The organism is Ancylobacter sp. GW821-FHT10E12 (assembly GCF_058809335.1).
In genome coordinates, this window is the sequence record NZ_JBXASN010000004.1 from 290,563 (window position 1) to 312,676 (window position 22,114).

Below are 22,114 nucleotides of genomic sequence, written 5' to 3' on the forward strand. Positions count from 1 at the left end.
GCGCAGCATTCTCGCCGCCCCCTAGACGAGATAGCGGGAGGGGTCGGCCAGAATGACCGCGCGCACCGCCTCGTGGTATTTCACATAGCCGGAGCAGCGGCACAGATGGCCGTCCAGCGCCTCGGCAACGGTGCGCTCGACTTCGGCGCGGGCGATCTTCTCCTTCGCCAAACGCTCCAGCAGCACCTGCCCTTCATTGAGGAAGCCCGGCGTGCAATAGCCGCACTGGAAGGCGAAGTGCTCGATGAAGCTCGTCTGCAGCGCGGTCAGCGCGCCGCCGGCGGCGTGCCCCTCCACCGTGCGCAGCCTGGCGCCGTTGAAATCCACCGCAGGGGCGATGCAGGTCGGACGGGTGGCGCTGGTGCCGTCCTCGGCATCGACGATGATCGCGCAGCTGAGGCATTGCGCGGCGCCGCAGCCGAACTTGGTACCGGTCATGCCCAGCACTTCGCGCAGGAAATCGTTCATGGAGAGGTCGTCGCGCACCTCCATGGGTCCATAGGCGCGACCATTGATCGTGAGCGCGAGCGTGGTCACGCGAGAACTCCCTTGATCATCGCGGCGGTGACCGGCAGCGACTGGAAACGGTGCCCGGTGGCGTCGAAAATGGCATTGAGCAGCGCTGGGATCACCGGGATCATCACCACCTCGGCCATGCCCTTGGGCGGCTCGCGCGGCGAGAGCGGCGGCAGCACCTCGATCTCGAGATCGTGCAGCGGCAGGTCGGAGCCGCGCGCCACCACATAGCGCCCGAGATTCCAACTGCCATTGCCCGGCCCGTCCTCGAAGGGCGGCAGGTCTTCCAGCAGCGCCTGGCCGACGCCCATGGCGAAGCCGCCCTGCGCCTGGCCGACCACGACCTGCGGCACCAGCGCCTGCCCGCACTCGACCACGCTATAGGCCTTGGCGATGCGCAGCCCGCCGGTGGCACGCTCGATCTCGACACGCACCGTGGTGCCGCACATGGAGGCGAAAGAGGTGCCGATCCGGTTGTAGTCGGTTGGCGGGAAGGCTACCGCCTTGCGGTCGAGCACCTCGAAGCCGCCCGCCCCGCGGCGCACCGCCAGCGCGTCGATATCGGCGGACCAGTCGCCGCCTGGCAGCGCAAAGGTCGCCTCCGACCACGCCCAGCGCGAGAAGGCATGCGTCATGGCGCCGGTGACGCCGCCCTGCTCGTGCGCCTTGGCCGCGATCGCCTTGAGCGGCAGCGGCGACAGGCCGGAGAAGATCAGCGTCTCGCCCTGCCAGAACGCCTCGTCCCACTGGTTGATGCGCGGGTCGGTCGCCGGGATGCCCCAGAGCGCCAGCGCCGCCGGCCACAGGCCGAAGCGGAACACCACGCGCGCCGCCTCGGACGCGGCGTGCGTGCCGATATGGGCACCAATCGACGCGCTGGTGGCCGTGGAGATTTCCGGCACCCAGCGCGGATTGGCCGCCGCCTTGTCCTGCTCGGCCTGGGTGATCGAATAGGGATCGCCGGATTTGACGAGGCCGAGCGCGTCGAACACATCGATCTGCGCCACCGTGACCTGATCGGCGATGCCGCCGATATGGCCGGCAACGCGGTTGGCGAGCGCGGTGCCGATGCCGTTGCCCATCTCGACCGCGTCGCCATGGATGGAGATGCGGCCCTCGGCATCGATCTCGACAGTGCCCAGCGAGCAGTCGGCGCCGGTGCCGTAGTCCTTGGCGGCGCAGGCGACGCCGGTGCCGACCAGGACGCCGGTCGGCGCCTTCGTCTTCTCGGCCTTGCGGTCGCGCCAGATCGGGTGTCGGTCGAGCTTGTCGAGGATCTCCGGCGCCCGCACCGACACCGAATAGGGATTGCCGGTCAGGGTCCGCTCGCCGACCTTGAGCGCATTGCGGCGGCGGAACTCGATCGGGTCGAGCGGCAGCGCCGTGCACACCTCGTCGACCAGCGTCTCCAGCGCCGTCAGGCACTGCACCGTGCCGTAGCCGCGCATCGACCCGGCGGTGACGCCGCGCGTATGTTCTGCGACCGTCGTCACGTCGACCTTCGGCACGGCGTACATGCCGATGGCGCCGGTCGCCGCGACCACCGCGACGCTGACCGAATAGTTCATCAGCCCGCCGCCATCGAGCACATGGTCGGCGGCGAAGGCGGCGATCTTGCCGCTCGCGCGGTCGACCGCCATCTGCGTGCGCATCTTGAAGGCGTGGCGCTTGACGCCGCCCTGGAACTGCTGGAGGCGGTCATGCGCCAACCGCACCGGGCGACCGGGGAAGAACATCGCCGCCAGCGTGACATAAAGCGGGAACGGCGTGTGGTCGCGCCCGCCGAAGCCGCCGCCGACATAGCAGAACTGGCCGTCGATGCTCGCCGGCTTGAAGTCTGGAATCGCCTCGCCGAGCATGAAGGCGATGGCGCTTGCCGCCTCGAAGGGCGACTGCACGCCGAGCACGATCTCGAGCTTCTTCGCCCCCGGCTCATAGAAGGCCAGCCCGGCTTCCGGTTCGAGGAACATTGGATCGATGGACTGGGTCTCGAACGAACGGTCGAGCACCAGCGTGCCGGCGGCGGGCTTGGCCATCTCGTCGCGGATCGCCGCGCCATAGGTGGCGCCCTTGACATAGTCGGGGCCCTTGGCGTCCTGCACCACCGTCCAGATCGGCCGGCCGGAACTCTCGACGAAGCCGGGGCTGATCCAGCCCTCCTGGATCGGCGAATAGAGGTCCGGCGCTTCCGGGTTCGGCCCGGCGACGCGGGTGAAGCGGAAGGCACCGTAATTCGGCCCCACGATCGGCCCCGTCTGCGCGCCGAATTTCAGGTACTGCCCCTCGCGCAAGGCGACGCGGACGCGGTCATAGGCGTCGAACGCCTCGAAGATCAGCAGCGCGACCGGCTGGCCGAGATAGAGCGGCGTCCTGCCGACCGGACAGAACAGGTCGCCGGTATAGAACTCGGGCACCCGCACGCGGATGCGCGCGACGTCCTCGGCGGTGACGACGACGGAAGGCTTGGCGATCCTGGCGAGACGATCGAGGTCGAGCCCCTCGTAGATGTGGCTGGCATCCGCCGCGCGCACCAATAGCGCATGGGAGGTAGCGGCCGGCCAGCCCGGCATATCCGCGGCACGGAAATCCGAGGCGTAGAGCTTGGCGCCGGTGACCTTGGCGACGCCGTCGACGCGCCCGATCGCCGGGCGCGCCACGCCCTTGCCCGGCAATGTCTCCCGATCGAGAAAGCCCAGCGTCTCGGCGCCGGCAAAACGGGACATACTGAGCGCGATGCCGCCGGCCGCGCTCCATTTCATGAATTCCCGCCGCGACGGCAACATGGATCAACTTTCTTCACGATGTCGTCGGAAGCACGCAGAGCTTTCGCTTGGGCATCCCGCCACGCTGCAGCCGGCATCTGACAGCGAACATCGGCAGGCGCGGCCATGAATGCCACGCCACCATGTCATGCTGCATATGCGAATATACTTGTCATCCCCGCCGAGAACCCTGTTGCAGCTTGTTGTTAACGCGCGCTGGCATTCAAGAGAGCTTAGCCCTTTAAGCTTAGAGGAGTTCTCGTGTGGAGGCTAGCCTTATCAATGATTCGTTTTGAATTTATTTCAGCTTTGATGCCTGTCATCTAAATACCCTGGAGCCAGGAATCCCCGCCTCAGAGACTGAACGAAGCCATGAGCCGTCTGGCGCGATCGCCTCGCGGCCGACGCGTGCTCGTCCCGCCCCGCTTCATGCGACGGCAGAGCAGGATGGCCAGGAAATGGCGGGCGGGCGCCGGCTATGGTTGAGGACGGCGCGTGCCAATCAAGCCAGCGGCACGAACTGGCGCACCGTCTCGAGGAACTTCGCCACCGAAATCGGCTTGGAGAGATAGGCTTCGCAGCCGCCCTCGCGAATCCGTTCCTCGTCGCCCTTCATGGCGAAGGCGGTGACGGCGATCACCGGGATGGCCTTGAGGTCCGGGTCGGCCTTGAGCCAGGCGGTGACCTGCAGGCCGGACACTTCCGGCAGCTGGATATCCATCAGGATGAGGTCGGGCCTGTGACGGCGGGCGAGTTCCATCGCCTCGACGCCATGGCGGGTGCCGAGCGTCGCATAGCCGTGCGCTTCCAGCAGATCGCGAAAGAGCTTCATGTTGAGCTCGTTGTCTTCCACGATCAAAACAGTCTTGGGCATGTGACGCTCAATGTGCGATTCTTGGCTGGTTCGGCGGCGTGCATGCCCGACGGCAGGACCTTCCAGCCGTCCTGCACCCTAGCCACCATTCCTTACGGAACCACAAATGCGAAGTCATAAATCCAGACCCTTCTCGACCCGGCAGGCCGCGCGCGAGGTCGCCATCGGCGTTCTCGGCTTCATGGCGACCGACCCGGAACGGATGGGTCCCTTCCTCGCCGAAAGCGGGCTGGCACCGACCGACCTGCGCGCCATCGCCGGCGCTCCGGCCTTTCATGTGGCGCTGCTCGACCATCTCATCAACCACCAGGACATGCTGCTCGACTATGCCGCGCAGGCGAAGATCGATCCCGGCCATGTGGTGGCCGCGCGCGAGATCCTCGCCCATGCTAGCGACGAGAGCTGAGGCCGCGGCGGAGGGGAGATGACGGCGTTTCCCGCCTTCTGCCGCGATTGCCTCTCCGACGTCGGCTCGGGCGGGCGCTGCACGCAATGCGGCAGCCCGCGCGTCGTCCGGCACCCCGAGCTCGACAGCCTGCATATCGGCCATATCGATTGCGACGCCTTCTATGCGGCGGTGGAGAAGCGCGACAACCCGGCTCTGCGCGACGTTCCGGTGATCGTCGGCGGCGGCAAGCGCGGCGTCGTTTCCACCGCCTGCTATCTCGCCCGCGTGAAGGGCGTGCGGTCGGCCATGCCGATGTTCAAGGCGCTGCAGCTCTGCCCCGAGGCGGTGGTGGTGAAGCCGGACATGGCGAAATATGTCACGGTCGGCCGCGAGGTGCGCGCCCGCATGCTGGCCCTCACCCCGCTGGTCGAACCCCTGTCCATCGACGAGGCCTTCCTCGACCTCGCGGGTACCGAGCGCCTGCATGGCGAAAGCCCGGCACGCTGCCTCGCCCGCCTCGCCCGCGATGTCGAAGCCGAGATCGGCATCACCCTGTCGGTCGGTCTCGCACCCAACAAGTTCCTCGCCAAGATCGCCTCGGACCTCGACAAGCCGCGCGGCTTCGCGGTCGTCGGCGAGCAGGAGGCGGCCGGCTTCCTCGCCCCGCGCCCGGTCGGCACCATCTGGGGCGTCGGCAAGGCGACGCAGGAGCGCCTCGGGCGGGAGGGCTATCGCACCATCGGCGACCTCCAGGCCGCCGGCGAGAACACCCTCGCCCGCCGCTTCGGCAATGAGGGGCTGCGGCTCGCCCGCCTCGCCTTCGGTCGCGACACGCGCAGTGTCAATCCCGAGCGCGAGACCAAGAGCGTGTCGACGGAAACCACCTTCGACACCGACATTTCCGATTTCCGCGAGCTGGAACAGGCGCTCTATGCCCTCTGCCGCAAGCTCTCCGACCGGTTGAAGCAGGGCGGCCATGCCGGCCGCACCGTCACGCTGAAGCTGAAAACCGCCGATTTCCGGCTGATCACCCGTGCCCGCTCGCTCGACGACCCGACCCGCCTCGCCAACCGGCTGTTCGAGCATGGCCGCGATCTATTGCAGCACGAGGCGGACGGGCGGCGATTCCGGCTGATCGGCATCGGCGTGTCGGACCTCGCCGACCCCACCCTCGCCGACCCGGCCGATCTGGTCGACACGCAGAGCACCAAGGCCGGCAAGGCCGAGATCGCCGCCGACCACCTGCGCGCCCGCTTCGGCCGCGGCATTATCGAGCGCGGCATCCTGCTCGATGCCGGCAGGCCCGGCCGCGCCGGCGACAAGCCTATTTCGAGCAGGTCTCCTGAGGCAGAGCCTCGTAGGAAATGAGCGTGCCGCGGAGCGCGAACTCGCCATAGTCCAGCTTCAGCGCCCGGCTGACACCGTTGTCGAACAGATCGAAGCTGATCGTGTAGTCCGGCGTCTGCTCGTCCGAGCCGCGCTCGTAATAGCTGATCACCACGGGATAGCGGGTGCGCCCGGCGAGATCGCCGTCGGTCGCGGACTTCTCCAGCCCCGGCCCGCCGGTGAGCGGGCGTCCGATCACCGAGAGGGTGTCGTAGATCTTGCGGGCGTCCGGCGAGCCGTCATAGACGGGCGCCTCCATGACCGAATCGCCCTGTTCGGCGGCGGCCAGGATGCGGATCATGTGCTGGGTCGGCAGCAGGACGCCTTTGGTGATCTCGATGGTCTCACTCTCCGGCTTGGTCGCCTTGACGATCAGCTTGCCGTCCTTGCGCTCGGCGACGCCATCGGCCTCGTCCGGGCTGTCATTGTTGACGGTATTGAGCACGCGGAAGCGATAGGCGTTGCCGTCGCCGTCCTCCCAGGTCGCCGTGGTGATGGCGCTGCTCATCCGGCCGCTCTCGGTTTCGAGATCGGTGCTCTGGCGCAGCTGCACCGAGTAGCCATCGCAGGCATTGCCGCGCAGCTCATAGACGATCTTGCCCTGGGCCGCGTTGACGTTCTTGGCCGGCTTGCCGCTGTCGAGCGACAATTCGTAGGTCGCCCGGTGCGGCTCCAGCCGGATCGTCGCCGAGGCCGGCAGAGCGAGAGCCGGCAGGGAGGCGCCGGCGAGCGCAGTGATCCAGAGTTTCGCAGCGAAAGACATCAAGTCGATTTCCTTCCGGGATGGCGCGCGGCTTGCGCGCATCGGATCGATAGGCCAAACATCGCTACCCAAACGAAGGCGACAACATGGGCGAAATTTGGAGTGCCCGCGCCGTCGCCTCCTGTCCGACGCCAATGGAGACACATATGTCCGGCACCGTCGAATCCAAGCTCGCCTCTCTCGGTATCTCGGTGCCGGCCGCTACCGCGCCGGCAGCCAATTATGTACCGACTGTGATCAGCGGCAACCTGCTTTGGATTTCCGGCCAGATTTCCATGGTGGACGGCAAGATGATGACCGGCAAGCTCGGCGCCGATGCCGACATCGAGGCCGGCCGCGCCGCGGCGCGTCAGTGCGCCGTCAACGTCATCGCCCAGATCAAGGCGGCGCTCGGCGACCTCGACCGGGTGAAGCGGGTGGTGAAGCTGGTCGGCTTCGTCAGTTCGACGCCGGATTTCGTCGACCAGCCCAAGGTGGTGAACGGCGCCTCCGACCTGTTCGTCGAGGCCTTCGGCGATGCCGGCCGGCATGCGCGCTCGGCGGTGGGGGTGGCGGCGCTGCCGTTCAACGTCGCCGTCGAAGTCGAGGCGGTGATCGAATTCGCCTGATCGCCCGATGAACGCGCCCGCCTGGCTCGCCGCCCGTCCCGTGGCGCATCGCGCGCTGCATGATGCTTCGCGCGGGGTGATCGAGAACACGCCGTCGGCGGTCGATGCCGCCCTCGCCCGCAATTATGCGATCGAGGTCGATATCCAGCTCGCCGCAGATGGCGAGGCGGTGGTGTTCCATGACGACGATCTCGACCGGCTGACCCATGCCTGCGGCGCCACCGATGCGCTCACGGTGGGACAGCTCAAGCAGCTGGCGCTGCGCGGCACCGGCGACCGCATCATGACGCTCGGCGAGCTTCTCGAGCGCGTCGCCGGTCGGGTGCCGCTGGTGATCGAGCTCAAGAGCCGCTTCGACGGCAACACCGCGGTCGCCATCCGCGCAGCCGAGATGCTCGCCGGTTATGAGGGGCCGGCGGCGCTGATGTCCTTCGACCCGGACCTCGTCGCCGCGGTGCGCAGCCTCGCGCCCGCGATCCCGCGCGGCATCACCATGGAACGCCGCTATGACGACCCGGAATGGGACGGGCTCGGCGCCGCGACCAAGTTCGCCTATGGCAACCTGATGCATTTCCCGCGCACCCGCCCGGACTTCATCGCCCATTACGTGAAGGACCTGCCCTCGCCGGCGGTCTCCATCGCCCGGCGCGCCACCGGCCTGCCGGTGCTGACCTGGACGGTGCGCACGCCGGAGGATCGGGCGATCGCCGCCCGGCATGCCGACCAGATCATCTTCGAGGGCTTCCTGCCCTGAGCGGGCACGCTCCCGAGATCGCATTGGCGTGAAGGCTCTTCCCGAAGACGGGCAAGGCGCGCAAATTGGGCGCGTCATCCGGCCCGATCCGCCTTATCGCCCGTCGAGGTTCAGCGAGTTTCATGAAATCCGACACCATCCGCCTGCGCGTCGAGAGCGACATCGCCACGCTTCCCGCCGCGCAGTGGAACGCCTGCGCCAATCCGGTCTCCGTTCCTGCTCCCGTGGAATGCACCCAAAACGGCGCCGATCCTAAGATATACGACGAAGAAACGTCATATAACCCTTTCATATCGCATGAATTCCTGTCCTCGCTTGAGGAGTCCGGATCTGCAAGTGCCCGCACCGGCTGGCAGCCGCAGCATCTGGTGCTGGAGGGCCAGGACGGGGCGGTGCTGGCCGTCTGCCCGGCCTATCTGAAGTCGCATTCCCAGGGTGAATATATCTTCGACCACAGCTGGGCGGATGCCTATGAGCGGGCCGGGGGACATTATTACCCGAAGCTCCAGGTCGCGGTGCCGTTCACGCCTGCGACCGGCCGTCGGCTGCTGGTCCGTCCCGGCAAGGGCGCGGCAGCGGCGCGGCGGGCACTGGCGCAGGGACTGACGACGCTGTGCGGCATGCGCGGCGCCTCCTCCGTCCACGCAACCTTCCTCACGGACACGGACGCCGCCGCTTTCGGGGAAGAGGGCTACCTGCCGCGCATCGACCAGCAGTTCCACTGGACGAACCAGGACTACGGCAGCTTCGAGGATTTCCTCGGCTCCCTCGCCTCGCGCAAGCGCAAGGCCATCCGCCGCGAGCGCCGCGACGCGCTCGCCGAGGGCATCGAGATCCGCTGGCTCACCGGCAAGGACATCACCGAGGCGGATTGGGACGCCTTCTTCGCCTTCTACATGGAGACCGGCTCGCGCAAATGGGGCCGGCCCTATCTCAATCGCCGCTTCTACTCGCTGATCGGCGAGCGGATGGCCGACCGGATCCTTCTCGTCATGGCCCGCCGCGCCGGCCGCTGGATTGCCGGGGCGATCAATTTCATCGGCTCCGACACGCTCTATGGCCGGCACTGGGGCTGCATCGAGGACCACCCCTTCCTGCATTTCGAGGTCTGCTACCATCAGGCCATCGACTTCGCCATCACCCGCGGGCTTCGCACCGTCGAGGCCGGCGCGCAGGGCGAGCACAAGCTGGCGCGCGGCTATCTGCCGGTTGCCACCCGCTCGGCGCACTACATCGCCGATCCCGGCTTCCGCGAGGCGGTGGCGGCCTATCTGGAGCGCGAGCGCGCTTATTCCGACGAGGCTCGCGACGAGCTCGCGGCGCACAGCCCGTTCCGCCACATGCAGGACGAGCCTTGACCGCCGCCGCTTGGCTTGTCATCGAAGCGGGGCACAGGGAGAGCGACATGGTCTATGATCCGAACAACATCTTCGCGAAGATCCTGCGCGGCGAACTGCCGGCGCATCGCGTCTATGAGGACGACCGGGCGCTGGTGTTCCTCGACATCATGCCCCGCGCCACCGGGCATGCGCTGATCATCCCCAAGGTGCCCTGCCGTAATCTCCTCGACGTGCCGGCCGACGATCTCGCCTATCTCGCCCAGCTGGCGCAGAAAGTGGCGCGGGCGCAGATGAAGGCGTTCAAGGCCGACGGCATCACCTTCCAGCAGTTCAACGAAACCGCCGGCGGCCAGGTGGTGTTCCACCTGCACCTGCACCTGGTTCCGCGCTTCGAGGGCGTGGCCATGAAGCCGCCGCAGTCGGAAATGGAAAAGCCGGACGTGCTCGCCGCTCACGCCGAGGCGCTGCGCGCCGCCATGGCGACCTGAGAATCAGGCAACGCCCGACCTCAAGCCACTCCCAACCACCAAGCGCCGGCAACCAGCACGGCTTCGGCGATCAGAACGCCGGCAAGCACCGAGCGGCGGATCGACAGGAAGCCGGCGACGCCGGCCGCAACCGCGCCGGCCCGCAAGGCAAGCGGCAGCGCCACCAGTGCCCCGCTCGGCGTGAGCAGCAGCCGCGCGACCACCGCGGCCAGCAGCGCCGTCGCCACCGCGCGCACCCATTGCATCCAGGCGCTGTTCTCGTCGAGGCCGCGCCCCAGCACCACGCCGAGCACGCGCCAGATCTCGTTCGGCAGGAAGCCGACGAGGATCACCACCAGCATCGCCGTTGTCTCGTCGGGAAACAGCATCATGCCCGCCGCGCCTTCCACAGCCGGGCGGCGAGGAAGGCGAGCGTGCCGCCGCCGACGCCGCTCCAGAACAGGTCGAGCCCGCCGGGCGTGCCGACCACCAGCGGCGAGATCGCCGCGCCGAGGCCGATGGCGAGCCAATCGACACCCGCACGGGCATTGCGCACCAGCAGGATGGTGAAGGAAATCGGGGTGAGCAGCAGCAGGGCGACAGCGAGCGGACCGGGCAGCGAGCCCGAGAGATGGAACCCTGCCCAGGTCGTGACGACGTTGCAGGCGGTAAGCCCGCAGCCGAGGCCGATGGCATAGGACGGCCGCCCCCTGACCTCGACATCCGGCAGCAGGCGAAAGGCCTCCACCCACATCGTCACCGCCACGAAATGCGCCGCCAGCAATTCCAGCCACAGGCGCGGACGGCGCCCGCGCATCAGCGGCATCAGTGCCACCACCATCGGCATCAGCCGCACGCCGGAGAGGCACACCGCGACCGCCACCGCCGGCAGGGCCGCACCGGAGGCGATGCCGCCGACCATGATCACCTGAGCCGGCAGCGCCCAGACCAGCAGCGTCGACAGCATGCCGGCGCCGACCGGAAAGCCGACATCGTGCATCAGCCCGCCAAAGCCGAGAAAGGTCGCCATCAGCACGAAGCCGGGCACGGAGAAGGAACCGAGGACGCCGCGCAGGAAGAAGCCCGGATAGAAGGCGCGGTCGGCGGCGGCGGAAGGATCGGATGGATGCATGTGCGCACTCGTGTCCGCCGTAGATCGACCCATGCCTCGCTAGGGTCAAGCTCGACCTTCGGCAGGGTGGCGGCCGGCGGGCGCATAAAGCAAACCCGCCCGCGGGGATACCGCGGGCGGGTTCGGCAGTTGTCATCCTAACGCGCCAGGCTCATGCCTTGACGAGCGGCACCTTCGGCACCCGGGAGCCGGAAACCCGGCCGCGAGTGCCCTCGCCGCCCGCCGGCTTCCTCGCCTTGGCAGCCGGCTTGCGGCGCGGCGCACGCTTGGCCTTCGGCGGCTCGATCTTCTCCGGCTTCGGCGTCACCGGACCTTCGGGGAACTCGAAGCCGAGCGAGGAATCGCCTTCGTTGTCGGTGGTCACCACGACACGGACATGGCCGCCGTTCTTCAGCCGGCCGAACAACACCTCGTCGGCAAGCGCCTTCTTGATGTGCTCCTGGATCACCCGGCCCATCGGGCGGGCGCCCATCTGCTGGTCGTAGCCGCGCTCCACCAGCCAGGCGGTCGCCTCGTCCGACAGCTCGATGGTGACGTTGCGGTCGGCAAGCTGCGCCTCCAGCTGGAGCACGAACTTCTCCACCACCAGACCGATGACCTCGCTGGTGAGGTGGGCGAAGCCGATGATCGCATCGAGGCGGTTGCGGAATTCCGGCGCGAACAGCCGGTTGATCGCCTCGACGTCCTCACCCTCACGCTTGGAGCGCGTGAAGCCAAAGGCCGACTTCGACATGTCGGCGGCGCCCGCATTGGTCGTCATGATCAAGATGACGTTGCGGAAGCTCACCTGCTTGCCGTTATGGTCGGTCAGCTGGCCGTGATCCATGACCTGCAGCAGGATGTTGAACAGGTCGGGATGCGCCTTCTCGATCTCGTCCAGCAGCAGCACGCAATGCGGATGCTGGTCGACGCCATCGGTCAGCAGGCCGCCCTGGTCGAAGCCGACATAGCCGGGAGGCGCGCCGATCAGCCGCGAGACGGTGTGGCGTTCCATATATTCCGACATGTCGAAGCGCAGCAGCTCGACGCCGAGCGACGACGCCAGTTGCTTGGCAACCTCGGTCTTGCCGACGCCGGTCGGACCGGAGAACAGATAGGATCCGATCGGCTTTTCCGGCTCGCGCAGGCCGGCGCGGGCAAGCTTGATGGCGGACGCCAAGGCCTCGATCGCCTTGTCCTGCCCGTAGACGACGCGCTTCAACGTGGTCTCCAGCGCCGCCAGCACCTCGGTATCGTCCTTGGAGACGGTCTTTGGCGGGATGCGGGCGATGGTGGCGACGGTCGCCTCGATCTCCTTCACGCCGATGGTCTTCTTGCGCTTGGCCTCGGGGAGAAGCATCTGCGCCGCGCCGCTCTCGTCGATGATGTCGATCGCCTTGTCCGGCAGCTTGCGGTCATGGATGTAGCGCGCGGAGAGCTCCACCGCCGCCTTGATCGCCTCGTTGGTGTAGCGCAGCCGGTGATAGTCCTCGAAATAGGGCTTGAGGCCCTTGAGGATCTCGATGGCATCGGGAACGGTCGGCTCGGCGACGTCGATCTTCTGGAAGCGACGCACCAGCGCGCGATCCTTCTCGAAGTACTGGCGGTACTCCTTGTAGGTGGTCGAGCCGATGCAGCGCAGCGAGCCGGAGGCAAGCGCCGGCTTGAGCAGGTTGGAGGCATCCATCGCGCCGCCCGACGTGGCTCCCGCACCGATCACGGTGTGGATCTCGTCGATGAACATGATGGCGTTCGGATAAGCCTCGATCTCCTTGACGACCTGCTTGAGGCGCTCCTCGAAGTCGCCGCGATAGCGGGTGCCGGCGAGCAGCGAGCCCATGTCGAGCGAGAAGACGGTGGCGGTGCGCAACACCTCGGGCACCTCGCCGTCGACGATGCGACGGGCCAGCCCCTCGGCGATGGCGGTCTTGCCAACGCCGGGGTCGCCCACGAAAAGCGGATTGTTCTTGGACCGGCGGCAGAGCACCTGGATGGTCCGCTGAATCTCGCTGTCGCGGCCGATCAACGGGTCGATCTTGCCGTCGCGCGCCTTTTTGTTGAGGTTCACGCAATAGGCATCGAGCGCATCGGCCTTCTTCTTGGTCTCGTCCCCGGTCTTCGTCTCGGTCTCCTCTTCGGCACCGCGCACCGGCCGGCTCTCCGACATGCCCGCGCGCTTGGCGATGCCGTGGCTGATGTAGTTCACCGCATCGTAGCGGGTCATGTCCTGCTCTTGCAGGAAATAGGCCGCATGGCTCTCGCGCTCGGCGAAAACCGCGACGAGAACATTGGCGCCGGTCACTTCCTCGCGCCCGGACGACTGGACATGGATGACCGCGCGCTGGATGACGCGCTGGAATCCCGCCGTGGGCTTGGAATCTTCGCCGGCGTCCTGAACCAGGTTGTCCAGCTCGGTGTCGATATATTCGACGAGGTTGCGGCGCAGCTTCTCGATATCGACGTTACAGGCGCGCATCACGGCCGCCGCGTCCTGATCGTCGACCAGGGACAGCAGCAGATGCTCGAGGGTGGCATATTCGTGGTGACGTTCGTTGGCGAGCGCCAGGGCTCGATGAAGCGATTGCTCGAGGCTGCGGGAGAAGGTCGGCATGGGTACCTCTTCGTTTAGCCGCTGCGGAGCGTCACTTCTTCTCCATGACGCACTGCAAAGGATGCTGGTGCTTTCGTGCGAAGTCCATCACCTGCGTGACCTTTGTTTCGGCCACCTCGTAGGTGAAGACGCCGCACTCCCCCACGCCGTGCTGATGCACATGCAGCATGATGTGGGTGGCCTCCTCCCGGTTTTTGTTGAAGAACTGCTCCAGCACATGCACGACGAACTCCATTGGCGTGTAGTCGTCGTTCAGGAGCAATACCCGATACAGGCTCGGCCGCTTCACCTGCGGCTTCGTGCGGGTGATCACCGCCGTCCCGGGCACGCCATCGCCCCGACGGCGACGCTCGTCGTCGGCCATCAGGATATCGGCAATTCGGGAAGGCGTCGTCATTGACATGAAAGGCTCACCTCGCTCGGCTAAGCTGCCGGGCCACCCGTCTATAATAGGTACGGCCGCCCTGCATCGCCAGAGTAGCGAGAGCACGATCCGGTCGCAATCAGGTGACTGCCGGGCGATGTGACGCGGCGCCGTTCGATCTGGAAATCGGGGCGCCAAACGCAAAAGGCCCAGCGTGAGCCGGGCCTTGCGAATATCGGTATTTTTCGGGTCGATCGTCGGCCGGCGCCCATGGCCCCGCCGTAAGCAGGCGGAGCCGATGTGGCCTCGTCGGCCGAACGTCAGATCCCTGTCACTTGCTGAGCGGCAGCTTGCCGAGCATGCCTTCGTACGGCTTGTAGGTTTCCTTGGCGAGATCGGCATAGAGCTCACCGATCTTGGTCGCCTGGGCGACGAAACCCTCATAGGCATTCTTGAAATAATCGGACTGAATCTCGACGGCCTTGTCGAGGGTCTTGGCGCCGAACAGCTTCTCGGCGGCAGCGGTGCTCTCCTCGAAGGACTTCTTCGAATAGTCGGCCACTTCCACGGCGATCGCCTGAACACCCTTCGACACCGTGCCGAAGCTCTTCATGGCCAGATCGAGGTTGTCCTTGCCGAGCTTCTGAATCTCGTCGATGTTCTGCATAATCAAGTCGCTCCTGGTGCTTCCTCACGCGCCTGCGTGGACCGCCCGCGCCGCCGGGATGAACGTCCCTGCAACTAGAGATAATGCACCGCACCATCAGCGTCAAGAATTATTGTGCGACGCAACAAGGAAGCACCCCTTACCCAATTTGGCGCGTATCGGCCCTCGCCTCCTTGACGCCCGAATTTACGAGTTCGTAACCGCACTCTCCTTAACATCCGGATAGTGATCGTCCGGCAACGGTGGGGTTTCGCGCGGATCGCCAGTCGGCCCGCGCGGCATCTCATGCCGGACAATGTGAATGACCGGCGCAGCCGGCAAATGAGTGACGGGACGGGTTCATGCGGGTTCCGGGATTTATGGGTACGCGTCTCCTGCGTGCCGGCGTCGCCCTTCTGGTGCTGTCGATGGCCGGTACCGGCATTGCCGACGCCGCCGCGAAAAAGAAGAAGGTGACCCAGAAGAAGCCGGCGGTCGCCCGCGTGGTCGATACGCGCTGGCAGCGAGGCTATGCCGACATCGTGATCGACGCCAATACCGGGCGCGTCCTTCACGAGGACAATGCCGACGCGTTGCGGCATCCCGCCTCGCTCACCAAGGTCATGACGCTGTACCTGCTGTTCGAGCAGCTCGAGGCCCGGCGGCTGAGACTCGATTCCCGCCTCGACGTCTCCGCTTTCGCCTCGCGCCAGCCTCCCACGAAGCTTGGCCTGAAACCCGGCTCGACCATCTCGGTGGACGATGCCATCCAGGCCCTGATCACCCGCTCCGCCAATGACGTTGCCGTGGCCATCGCCGAGGCGATCGCCGGCGATGCAGACAGCTTTGCCGCGCTGATGACCCGCCGCGCCCACCAGCTCGGTATGTCGCGCACCATTTTCCGCAACCCGAACGGCCTGCCCAACCCGCAGCAGGTCACCACCGCCCGCGACCTCGCCACGCTCGGCCGGGCGATCCAGGAGCGGTTCCCGCGCTATTACGAGTATTTCTCGACCCGCGTCTTCACCTATCAGGGCGTGCCGATCCGCAATCATAACCGGATGCTGGGCCGCATCGAGGGCGTCGACGGCATCAAGACCGGCTATACCAATGCCTCCGGCTTCAACCTGTTGACCAGCGTCAAGCGCGACGGGCGCTACATCATCGCCGTCGTGCTCGGCGGCGCCAGCGGCGCGTCCCGCGACAACCGCATGGCCGCGCTGATCACCAGCAACTATTCGCGCGCCTTCGCCGGCCGCCAGACCGTCGCCCGCATGACCTCGGCGCCGAGCGGCGGGGACGACGCCGCTCCCGTGGCGGTAGCCGCCGCACCCGCCATGGTTCCGGTTCCCGCCGGCAAGCCGCGCCTCACCATGGCCTCGGTGGTGGAAACAGCCGCCACCGACGAGGTCGACGAGGAAGCCGCCGAATCCGCGAGCGATCCCGATCCGGTGACCACCGGCGCCGTCGCCATGCAGAATATTCCGCCGCAGCGCATTGCCATGGTCTCCCCCGTCATGCCGGAGCCGGCCCCCGCCCGCCCGCAGCCGGTGCCCCTGCCCGCTCCGTCCGTCGGCTCGGTCGCTCCGATCGTCCCGACCACCGTGAAGACCGTCGCCGTTGCCAAGCCGGCCGCGCCGACCGCCGGCTTCGCCAACCAGCCAGGCATTCTCGGCACCCTCTCCTTCAGCCCGACCACGCCGAATGGCATGGCCATGCCGCCGATGCAGACGGCCCAGGCCCAGAAGCCGGCCGCCAAGCCGGTGCGGCTCGCCAGCGCCGACCCCACCGATATCCCGCGGCAGGTCGCCGAGACCGCCTCGCGCGCCAGCGTCGCCCCGCGTTCCGGCTGGGCGATCCAGATCGGTGCCTATGGCAGCGAGGCCGATGCCCGCGCCCAGCTTGCCAAGGCGAAGGCCAAGGCCGGCTCCGCCCTCTCCAAGGTCGATCCCTATACCGAGCAGGCGACCAAGGGCTCGACCACCATCGTGCGGGCACGCTTCGCCGGGTTCGACGCCGAATCGGCCGCCCGCAAGGCGTGCCAGGCCCTGAAGCGCAGCAGCGACTTCGGCTGCATGATCTTCCGGAACTGAGGGGGACGTATCAATGGCCGCGGAGCAGGATGTCCTTAGCCTCGTTCACCCGGGCGGCGAGATAGTTCGACCCGCCCTGATCGGGATGGAGTTTCTTCATAAGGGCTCGGTGAGCCTTGCGGATATCGTCCGCCCCCGCCCCCGGCTGAAGCCCCAGCACTTCGTAGGCCTGCTGTTCCGTCATCGCTCCCTGCTGCGGCGGCGCAGCGCGCCCCCGGCCCGCTTCGCCCTCAGCGTGTTCACGCCAGCCGGGCGACCGGCGGTCCAGATAAGCTTCGAGTAGCTGCTGGCTCTCGGGATCGAGAGCCAGGGCAAGCCGCGCCACATCCGCCACGGCAAGCCCGTCGAGATCGCTCCCCGCGAGCGCGCCGGTGAGTACGCGGCCGGTCAGGCGCCCGCTATCGTGGTCCAGCACCATCTCCAGGTTCGGCGTCTTCACCGTCGAGGAGCGGCCGGACGTGCGGCGCAGGCGTTGCCAGGGAGCCCCGCCGGTGCCGATATTCCAGCCCAGCAGCGACAATCCGAAAATGCCGAGCGGCAGGGCGGTGGCGATCTGGCCGCGTGCCCCGAGGAAACCGGCGAGGAGCACCGCCGCCCAGCCGCCGACGCTGCGCGCGAGACGGGCGAGGCGCTTGGGGTCGATGGCTGCGAAGAATTTCAGTCCGTAATAGAGCAGGGCGACGATGGCGGCGCCGGCGAGAAGGTTGATCATCGTTCCCTCGGGCCCGCGCCGGACATGGCGGCAAGCAGCTGGCGGGCGCCGGCCGATGCGCCCGCCAGCTGCTTGAGCGCCTGCGGTCCGCCGGCCGCGTAGCGCGCCGCCGCGCGCAGCAGGGCCGCCAGCTCGGCGGCCGCCCCGGCGTCGAAGCGGCACCAGGCGCCGCCGGTAAGCCGGGCTATCTCACGGAACCCGCGCTCGGCGATCGGATCGCGCCCCTCCTGGAACAGGAAGACCGGCACGCCCCGCATCGCCAGCGGCCCGGCCTTGGCGCACAGATCGTCGAGTGGTTCCTCCATCGCGTCGCCGACGAACACCACGGCGCCGATGCGCGTCCTCGCAGCCTCCTTGCCGGCATGGACGAGGATGCGACCGATCTGCGTCTGGCCGCCGCGGCAATCGATGCGCGCCATCAGCTCGCCGAGCTTCCGGCCGTCGCCCACCCAGCCGGAGGCCCGGCATTCGCCGAACCCGCGGTAGTAGACCAGCTGCATGTCGAGCCCGCCGATGGCGGCGGCTTCCTCGAACATGCCGGCCTGCAAGGTGCAGGCGAGATCCCAGGTCGGCTGGCGGCTCATGGTGGCGTCGAGCGCGAAGACCAGGCGCCCGCGCCCCTCGCCCGCCACCGGCGCCCGACTGCGAATCTCGGCGAGGAAGGCGGCGACCTTGGGATCGATCGGCCCCGTCGACACGTTCGTCGCCGGCCGCACGGGTGGGGATGTCGGCGGGACGGATTTCGGCGGAACGTCTCGGTCGGCGGCCATGGCGCTTTCATCACGATTCGGCGCCGATACTAGACCGGCACATGCGTTAAGTGGGAGAGCGCACCCCGGCGGGCAAGGCGGGCATGACGGCCTGTTGACCGGCCCGGCGCCGCTGCTAGTTTCGCCGCCCGCGCTTCTACGCCTTGCAGGAACGAGTTCCGCCGTGGCCACCATCGAAACCATCCACACCGTCGCCGACCTCCGGGCTCGCATACGTGCCTGGCGCGCCGCCGGCGAGCGTGTGGCGCTCGTCCCCACCATGGGCGCTCTCCACGCCGGGCATGTCGCGCTCATGGAGGCCGCGCATCGGCAGGCGCAACGCATCGTGGTCTCGATCTTCGTCAATCCGACCCAGTTCGCACCGACCGAGGATCTCTCCCGCTATCCACGCACCCTCGATGCCGATCGCGAGAAGGCCGCCGCCGCCGGGGTCGACGTCGCCTTCGTGCCAGATGTCGCGGAAATGTATCCGACCGGCTTCTCGACCACGGTATCGCTGACCGGCCCGGCGCTCGGCCTTGAAACGGATTTCCGCCCGACCCATTTCGCCGGCGTGGCGACGGTGGTCGCCAAGCTGTTCGCGCAGGCGGCGCCGGATGTCGCGATGTTCGGCGAGAAGGACTACCAGCAACTCATGGTGGTGACCCGCATGGCGCGCGATCTCGACCTGCCGGTCGAGGTGATCGGCGTACCGACGGTGCGGGAGGCGGATGGCCTCGCCCTCTCCTCCCGCAACGTCTATCTGGGCCAGGAGGAGCGCCGTGCCGCGCCGGTCCTGTTCCGCGCGCTGAACGCGGCGGCCGGGGCCATCCGCTCCGACATGCCGATCGCCGAGGCGGTCGAGGCCGCGCGGAATACGGTGCGCGAGGCCGGGTTCGTGCTCGATTATCTCGACGCCCGTCACGCCGCGACGCTGGCGCCGGTCTCCACCCGGCAGGAAGGGCCGATCCGGCTTCTGGTGGCGGCACGGATCGGCAAGACACGCCTGATCGACAATATTGCAGTGGGTAGCTAGAAGCTCACATAGGTCAGCGTCATGCCGACAATGACCAACATAAGTCCAATACCGAGCACATAGCGCATGGCGCGGATTTCCGTCGCCTGCCTTTCCTTCGGCTTTGCCTTCACGACGACATGGCCGCTTTCCATCACCTGACGCTCGTCCGTGTCCTGGGCCATTTGTGCCTCCTGCGGCTGATTTTCCGCTGGGACAACGTTCGGGACGACCGTTTCGGTTCCATCGAAGGCTACATCAAGCCGAGCGACCTCAGCTCGCGCCGCAGTTCATCCGGCAGGGCCGCGGCCTGTTCGCCGGCCTGGTCGGGGGGAGCATCCTTGGCGGCGAGATAGCGCCAGCCCTGGAACGGCCGGTTGGGGCGCGGCTCCACCCGATGCACCAACGGCTCCAGCACCAGATGGCAGCGGCGAATGCCATCGCCGTCGACGAAGGGCCGGATCGCGGTGAGCCGCTGGCGGCAGGCCACCTCGCCCTTGATCACCCAATAGAGCGATCCTCCGTCGAGCAGTTCCCCGATCCGCGTCGGCACCATGCGGGTGGTGTGGGTCTGCTCGACGGCAAGGCCGCGTTCGTCGCGCGCCGCCATGGTCTCACCGATCCAGTCCTCGAGATCCTTGATCGATTCGGCCCCGACGCAGAGCTTCAGCAGGTGCAGCGGCATGGATGTAAGGCCCGTGGCGCGGCCGTGACCGCCGGATGCGCCTTCCTATACGCGCTTCACCACCGGCCAGTCGACCTCATCTTCCGGCAGAACCTGCGCTTCCTGCAGCGCCGCCGCCTTCCACGCGGCGAAAGCGGGATGCGCGTGGATAGCCTCGACATAGGCAGCGGCCACGTCGTCGACCGGAAGGTCATAGGTGCGGATGCGGGTCGCGACCGGAGCATACATCGCGTCGGCCGCGCTGAAGGCGCCGAACAGATAGTCTCCGCCGGCGCCGAACCGTTCCCGCGCCGTGCGCCAGCGGCGCGTCACGCCGGCGAGATCGGCTGCCGCCGCCTCGGAAAGCGGCCGTGCTTCCACCGGCCGCCACAGATTCATCGGCACCTCCGAGCGCAGCGCACCATAGCCGCCATGCATCTCGGTCGCGATGGAGCGCGCAAAGCCACGCGCCGCCGGATCGGTCGGCCAGATCGGCTTCTCGGGGAAACGTTCGGCGACGTGCTCGATGATCGCCATCGACTCCCAGATCACCGCCTCGCCGTCGATCAGCACAGGTACGCGCTGGGCCAGCGAATGCACGCCGATCCGCGCCCTGAAATCCGGGTCGCCGAGAAGAACCGTCTCCTCGTCGAACGCGATGCCGGCCGCCTTCAGCAGCAGCCAGGGCCGCAGCGACCAAGACGAATAATTCTTGTTGCCGATCAATAGCTTCAGCATCGGGGACATCCTCTCACGCGGTCGACGCCACAATGAAGGGGCGCGGCGCGACCGACAAGCAAAGAGGATTCATGACGCTCATCACCTATGGTGATGCATCGCGATGCCAGACGGCGAGAAGTCTTTGATAGACAGCGGACGCCAGCGCGCCGCCGCCCCCGATGACCCCGTTCAGCCGACGACCGAAGTCCCGGCTTCGAAACCGCCGAACAAATAGACAAGTGCCACGCCCGCCAGAAAGGCGACGACAGCCCAGCGTGCAACTCCCCAACAGGAGCGCTCGGTAAGGGAATTCATTCTGAACTCCGGATATCTTGCGACGCCGCCTTGCGACCGGAAACCACATCGGTCGTATGCGGATTGTCACAATATTTAATGAAACGTTACCGTTTTCGCAATCGCGTAACGTAAGCGCTGCACTGCATTATCCACAGACCAGCCAAGCAACGGGCGCATAACTGCTTTTCCCCGACGCTTGCCGCCCGGGTGCGCTTGAAAGCCCACGTGGCGACGCTCACCATGGCGTCCGGCCGCGATGCGACCGGCGAATCGGTCGAGCGGAGGGGGCCAAGCCCATGACCGGCTTTTCTTATCTCGACTATGCCGCGCTCGCGGTCTTCGCCTCGGCCTGGGCGGCCTATCATCAGCTGATGGAAGGTTCATGGTCGGCAGGACGCACGCTCAACCGGCGCATGGACGCGTTCCGCCAGCAATGGATGCAGCGCATGCTGGCGCGCGAGAACCGCATCGTCGACGCGCAGATCGTCGCTGCCCTGCAGAACGGCACCGCCTTTTTCGCCTCGACCTCGCTGCTGGCCATCGGCGCCTCGCTGGCGATCCTGCGCTCGACGGAGGAGGTGCTGGCGATCTTCACCCACCTGCCCTATGTGCAGATCGACCGGGCCAGCTGGGAGATCAAGACGCTGGGCATCACCCTCATCTTCGCCCATGTCTTCTTCAAGTTCGCCTGGGCCTACCGGCTGTTCAACTACACGACCATCCTGCTCGGCTCGACGCCGCCGCCGTCCGAAGCCGCCACGCCGGCGGCGCAGGCCCATGTAGCCAAGGTGGCGCGCATGGTGACGCTGGCCGGTCGTCATTTCAATCGAGGCCAGCGCTCATTCTTCTTCGCCATCAGCTATCTCGGCTGGTACATAAACGGCTGGGTACTCATCCTCGGCACGGCCGCGATCTTCGTGGTGATGGTCAACCGGCAATTCGGCAGGGACTCGCATTGGGTGCTCGACGAGACTTCATATCCGAGGACCTCATGAACGACGCCGTCGAACGCCCGCCCCTGCCCTCCGAAAGCGATGTCGAGGCGGCGATCCGCAACGCGCTCGCCGGCGCCGTGCGCACCGTCGCACCGGCCGAGCCCGCCCGTGCCCTGATTCCCCAAGGCGAATGGCAGGCGGTGCTGCCGCTGGTGCGACGGGTAGCCGTCCGCCTCGCCCGCGAAGGAACGCTCGGCATCTATCGCAAGGGCAAGCCGGTCGATCCGTCCGACTTTCGCGGCGTCTATCGTCTCGGCCCGCCGCCCGCAGCGGACTGAC

At 67.1% G+C, this 22,114-nt stretch carries 25 protein-coding genes; 10 read left to right on the plus strand and 15 right to left on the minus strand.

What is annotated here, in order from left to right; all coding sequences use genetic code 11:
• Positions 1-21 precede the first annotated feature (21 nt).
• The 3 genes from AC1RU4_RS07570 to AC1RU4_RS07580 all read right to left on the minus strand — a co-directional run bounded on the left by AC1RU4_RS07570 (position 22) and on the right by AC1RU4_RS07580 (position 4,152).
• Positions 22-537, minus strand: coding sequence for a (2Fe-2S)-binding protein (locus tag AC1RU4_RS07570; RefSeq protein WP_492890442.1), 516 nt, complete (start codon positions 535-537; stop codon positions 22-24).
• Positions 534-3,299 (minus strand): xanthine dehydrogenase family protein molybdopterin-binding subunit, encoded by a 2,766-nt coding sequence (locus tag AC1RU4_RS07575; protein ID WP_492890443.1) that lies wholly within the window; start codon positions 3,297-3,299, stop codon positions 534-536. The genes AC1RU4_RS07570 and AC1RU4_RS07575 overlap by 4 nt, the downstream gene beginning before the upstream one ends.
• A 481-nt stretch (positions 3,300-3,780) precedes the next feature.
• Positions 3,781-4,152, minus strand: coding sequence for a response regulator (locus tag AC1RU4_RS07580; protein WP_492890444.1), 372 nt, complete (start codon positions 4,150-4,152; stop codon positions 3,781-3,783).
• 106 nt (positions 4,153-4,258) lie between these two features.
• On the opposite strand from AC1RU4_RS07580, the gene AC1RU4_RS07585 reads away from it, so the two are divergent.
• Both AC1RU4_RS07585 and AC1RU4_RS07590 read left to right on the plus strand, forming a co-directional pair.
• On the plus strand, positions 4,259-4,558 hold the full coding sequence (locus tag AC1RU4_RS07585; protein WP_492890445.1) for a DUF3572 domain-containing protein: 300 nt from the start codon (positions 4,259-4,261) through the stop codon (positions 4,556-4,558).
• A gap of 18 nt (positions 4,559-4,576) precedes the next feature.
• On the plus strand, positions 4,577-5,908 hold the full coding sequence (locus AC1RU4_RS07590; RefSeq protein WP_492890446.1) for a DNA polymerase IV: 1,332 nt from the start codon (positions 4,577-4,579) through the stop codon (positions 5,906-5,908).
• Here the strand turns inward: AC1RU4_RS07590 and AC1RU4_RS07595 are convergent.
• Positions 5,865-6,689 carry a cell envelope integrity EipB family protein gene (locus AC1RU4_RS07595; RefSeq protein ID WP_492890447.1) on the minus strand — a complete coding sequence of 275 codons (825 nt, stop codon included), beginning with the start codon at positions 6,687-6,689 and terminating at the stop codon, positions 5,865-5,867. The two genes, AC1RU4_RS07590 and AC1RU4_RS07595, sit on opposite strands and share 44 nt — an antisense overlap.
• A gap of 146 nt (positions 6,690-6,835) precedes the next feature.
• Here AC1RU4_RS07595 and AC1RU4_RS07600 point away from each other — a divergent pair, with 146 nt between their 5' ends.
• The 4 genes from AC1RU4_RS07600 to AC1RU4_RS07615 all read left to right on the plus strand — a co-directional run bounded on the left by AC1RU4_RS07600 (position 6,836) and on the right by AC1RU4_RS07615 (position 9,879).
• Positions 6,836-7,297 (plus strand): RidA family protein, encoded by a 462-nt coding sequence (locus tag AC1RU4_RS07600; protein WP_492890448.1) that lies wholly within the window; start codon positions 6,836-6,838, stop codon positions 7,295-7,297.
• 7 nt (positions 7,298-7,304) lie between these two features.
• Entirely contained in the window at positions 7,305-8,051 is a 747-nt protein-coding gene (locus AC1RU4_RS07605) for a glycerophosphodiester phosphodiesterase family protein (protein ID WP_492890449.1), read from the plus strand.
• Between the two features lie 122 nt (positions 8,052-8,173).
• Positions 8,174-9,409: a GNAT family N-acetyltransferase gene (locus AC1RU4_RS07610; protein ID WP_492890450.1), complete on the plus strand. Its 1,236-nt coding sequence runs from the start codon at positions 8,174-8,176 to the stop codon at positions 9,407-9,409.
• Positions 9,410-9,456: 47 nt separating this feature from the next.
• The gene (locus AC1RU4_RS07615) at positions 9,457-9,879 is read left to right on the plus strand and encodes an HIT family protein (RefSeq protein WP_492890451.1); all 423 of its coding nucleotides are present in this window, start codon (positions 9,457-9,459) and stop codon (positions 9,877-9,879) included.
• A gap of 20 nt (positions 9,880-9,899) precedes the next feature.
• On the opposite strand, the gene AC1RU4_RS07620 is transcribed toward AC1RU4_RS07615, so the two are convergent.
• From AC1RU4_RS07620 to AC1RU4_RS07640, 5 genes are all read right to left on the minus strand, one after another.
• Complete coding sequence (locus AC1RU4_RS07620) at positions 9,900-10,250, minus strand: AzlD domain-containing protein (RefSeq protein ID WP_492890452.1); 351 nt, start codon at positions 10,248-10,250, stop codon at positions 9,900-9,902.
• The gene (locus AC1RU4_RS07625) at positions 10,247-10,990 is read right to left on the minus strand and encodes an AzlC family ABC transporter permease (RefSeq protein WP_492890453.1); all 744 of its coding nucleotides are present in this window, start codon (positions 10,988-10,990) and stop codon (positions 10,247-10,249) included. The genes AC1RU4_RS07620 and AC1RU4_RS07625 overlap by 4 nt, the downstream gene beginning before the upstream one ends.
• Before the next feature lie 151 nt (positions 10,991-11,141).
• Entirely contained in the window at positions 11,142-13,580 is a 2,439-nt protein-coding gene (gene clpA, locus AC1RU4_RS07630) for an ATP-dependent Clp protease ATP-binding subunit ClpA (RefSeq protein WP_492890454.1), read from the minus strand.
• A gap of 31 nt (positions 13,581-13,611) precedes the next feature.
• Positions 13,612-13,977 carry an ATP-dependent Clp protease adapter ClpS gene (gene clpS, locus AC1RU4_RS07635; RefSeq protein ID WP_492890491.1) on the minus strand — a complete coding sequence of 122 codons (366 nt, stop codon included), beginning with the start codon at positions 13,975-13,977 and terminating at the stop codon, positions 13,612-13,614.
• A 298-nt stretch (positions 13,978-14,275) separates the two neighbouring features.
• Positions 14,276-14,611 (minus strand): phasin family protein, encoded by a 336-nt coding sequence (locus AC1RU4_RS07640; RefSeq protein ID WP_492890455.1) that lies wholly within the window; start codon positions 14,609-14,611, stop codon positions 14,276-14,278.
• A gap of 359 nt (positions 14,612-14,970) precedes the next feature.
• Between AC1RU4_RS07640 and AC1RU4_RS07645 the strand changes: the two genes are divergently transcribed.
• On the plus strand, positions 14,971-16,683 hold the full coding sequence (locus tag AC1RU4_RS07645; RefSeq protein WP_492890456.1) for an SPOR domain-containing protein: 1,713 nt from the start codon (positions 14,971-14,973) through the stop codon (positions 16,681-16,683).
• Between the two features lie 10 nt (positions 16,684-16,693).
• Here the strand turns inward: AC1RU4_RS07645 and AC1RU4_RS07650 are convergent, their stop codons facing one another.
• Both AC1RU4_RS07650 and AC1RU4_RS07655 read right to left on the minus strand, forming a co-directional pair.
• Complete coding sequence (locus AC1RU4_RS07650; RefSeq protein WP_492890457.1) at positions 16,694-17,395, minus strand: DnaJ domain-containing protein; 702 nt, start codon at positions 17,393-17,395, stop codon at positions 16,694-16,696.
• Positions 17,392-18,165, minus strand: coding sequence for a VWA domain-containing protein (locus AC1RU4_RS07655; RefSeq protein WP_492890458.1), 774 nt, complete (start codon positions 18,163-18,165; stop codon positions 17,392-17,394). Before AC1RU4_RS07655 ends, AC1RU4_RS07650 begins: the two co-directional genes overlap by 4 nt.
• Positions 18,166-18,328: 163 nt before the next feature.
• Here AC1RU4_RS07655 and panC point away from each other — a divergent pair, with 163 nt between their 5' ends.
• Entirely contained in the window at positions 18,329-19,180 is an 852-nt protein-coding gene (gene panC, locus AC1RU4_RS07660; RefSeq protein WP_492890460.1) for a pantoate--beta-alanine ligase, read from the plus strand.
• Here panC and AC1RU4_RS07665 read toward each other — a convergent pair.
• The 4 genes from AC1RU4_RS07665 to AC1RU4_RS07680 form a co-directional block, all read right to left on the minus strand.
• The gene (locus tag AC1RU4_RS07665; RefSeq protein WP_492890461.1) at positions 19,177-19,344 is read right to left on the minus strand and encodes a hypothetical protein; all 168 of its coding nucleotides are present in this window, start codon (positions 19,342-19,344) and stop codon (positions 19,177-19,179) included. The genes panC and AC1RU4_RS07665 overlap by 4 nt on opposite strands.
• Before the next feature lie 68 nt (positions 19,345-19,412).
• The gene (locus AC1RU4_RS07670; protein WP_492890462.1) at positions 19,413-19,844 is read right to left on the minus strand and encodes a DUF1489 family protein; all 432 of its coding nucleotides are present in this window, start codon (positions 19,842-19,844) and stop codon (positions 19,413-19,415) included.
• Between the two features lie 45 nt (positions 19,845-19,889).
• On the minus strand, positions 19,890-20,561 hold the full coding sequence (locus AC1RU4_RS07675) for a glutathione S-transferase family protein (protein WP_492890464.1): 672 nt from the start codon (positions 20,559-20,561) through the stop codon (positions 19,890-19,892).
• Between the two features lie 171 nt (positions 20,562-20,732).
• Positions 20,733-20,858, minus strand: coding sequence for a hypothetical protein (locus AC1RU4_RS07680; protein ID WP_492890465.1), 126 nt, complete (start codon positions 20,856-20,858; stop codon positions 20,733-20,735).
• Positions 20,859-21,136: 278 nt separating this feature from the next.
• Between AC1RU4_RS07680 and AC1RU4_RS07685 the strand changes: the two genes are divergently transcribed.
• Complete coding sequence (locus AC1RU4_RS07685) at positions 21,137-21,835, plus strand: DUF599 domain-containing protein (RefSeq protein WP_492890466.1); 699 nt, start codon at positions 21,137-21,139, stop codon at positions 21,833-21,835.
• On the plus strand, positions 21,832-22,113 hold the full coding sequence (locus AC1RU4_RS07690) for a DUF3253 domain-containing protein (RefSeq protein ID WP_492890467.1): 282 nt from the start codon (positions 21,832-21,834) through the stop codon (positions 22,111-22,113). Before AC1RU4_RS07685 ends, AC1RU4_RS07690 begins: the two co-directional genes overlap by 4 nt.
• Position 22,114: the final 1 nt, after the last annotated feature.